This window comes from Campylobacter estrildidarum, assembly GCF_005406205.1.
Classification (GTDB): Bacteria; Campylobacterota; Campylobacteria; order Campylobacterales; family Campylobacteraceae; genus Campylobacter_D; species Campylobacter_D estrildidarum.
Genome location: NZ_NXLZ01000039.1, coordinates 1 through 1,205 on the forward strand (window position 1 = coordinate 1; position 1,205 = coordinate 1,205).

The window sequence follows — 1,205 nt, forward strand, 5'->3', positions numbered from 1 at the left end:
GATACTACGCCTTACTGGCAGGGGGAAAGTAGCTCATTGCGGACTTGTTAATTTATTCTACTTCTTAATCTTCTTAGAGTATTTAATCTTTTATTTTTTTAATATAAATGGGTTTATAGATTAAAAGAAATTTATAGAGTTTGATTTTATTAAAAATTTAATAAATTTAGTTAATTTTAAATATTTGAAAAAATAGTTTTTAAAGATAATTTTAAAAGAATTATCTATTGAGATAATATTTTTTAAATTTATAAATCAGTTTAAACTCTAGTTTGTCCTATAAGATTATTAAGTCTATCCATTATAGAACCAACATAAGAATTGATACTTTCACTACTTGCTTTCCAGCCATTAGCTTTTGCTTGATTAAACTGATTATCAAACCAAGCTCCACCATAACCTATAACAGAATTTTGCCATTTAACTCCTTTTTCCATTGCATAAATATCTGCGTCAAGCCAACCATCTTGTGCATAACCTTTTAATAAACTTGCAAAATCAACTTTGCCCGTCATGATGTCATCTAAGGAAGCTAATGATCCATCAAAGCTTTCTTTAGCCATAGCTTCTCTAAAAGATTGGATTATAGGGTTAATTTTAGTATCACCACCTGCTAAAACTTCTCCGCCAGAAGCTTTTAAAAAACTCATAAATAAATCTTCTTTAGTATAAGTTCCATCTTCATTTTTTGGATAAAATGACATATCAGGATTAAAAGTATCTCTTGCACTGTCTTGATCTAAATTTTGAGTTTGCATGCTCTGAGGAGTAAAATCTAATGGCTGTAATCCTAAGCTAATACTTGCAATCATTCCTAATTGAACCATTTCATCGTATTGTTCTTGGGTGTTATAATAATTTGTTATAGTTTGCGTATCCAATCTTTCAAGTGAAGCAAAATCTTTATTTGTGTCAGATACACTATATCCTTTAGGCAAACTATTTAAATCTGCTTCACTAAAACTTGTTTTATTGGTATCGCTAAAAGTATGATTAATGATTTGATTAAATTGATTATAATATTGTTTAATAGTTTCAGCCATATCTATATTATCATAATATTTATCTACACCTAGATATTCTTTTGTTTTTGTATCGTAAAAGTTATTCTCAGCCACCCTCTCTATCTCATCCAAAGTAGATTTATGTATTTTAAAATCTTTTGGTAATCCTGCAGCTTCATTAAAGTCTTCTCCCATATAACC

The 1,205-nt window shown here is 28.5% G+C and carries 1 protein-coding gene; it reads right to left on the reverse strand.

The window, feature by feature from the left end; genetic code table 11:
- Positions 1-260: 260 nt before the first annotated feature.
- Positions 261-1,205, reverse strand: a 945-nt coding sequence (locus tag CQA69_RS08830) for a Cj0814 family flagellar-dependent secreted protein (RefSeq protein WP_137621401.1), incomplete at its 5' end; no start/stop codon positions are given.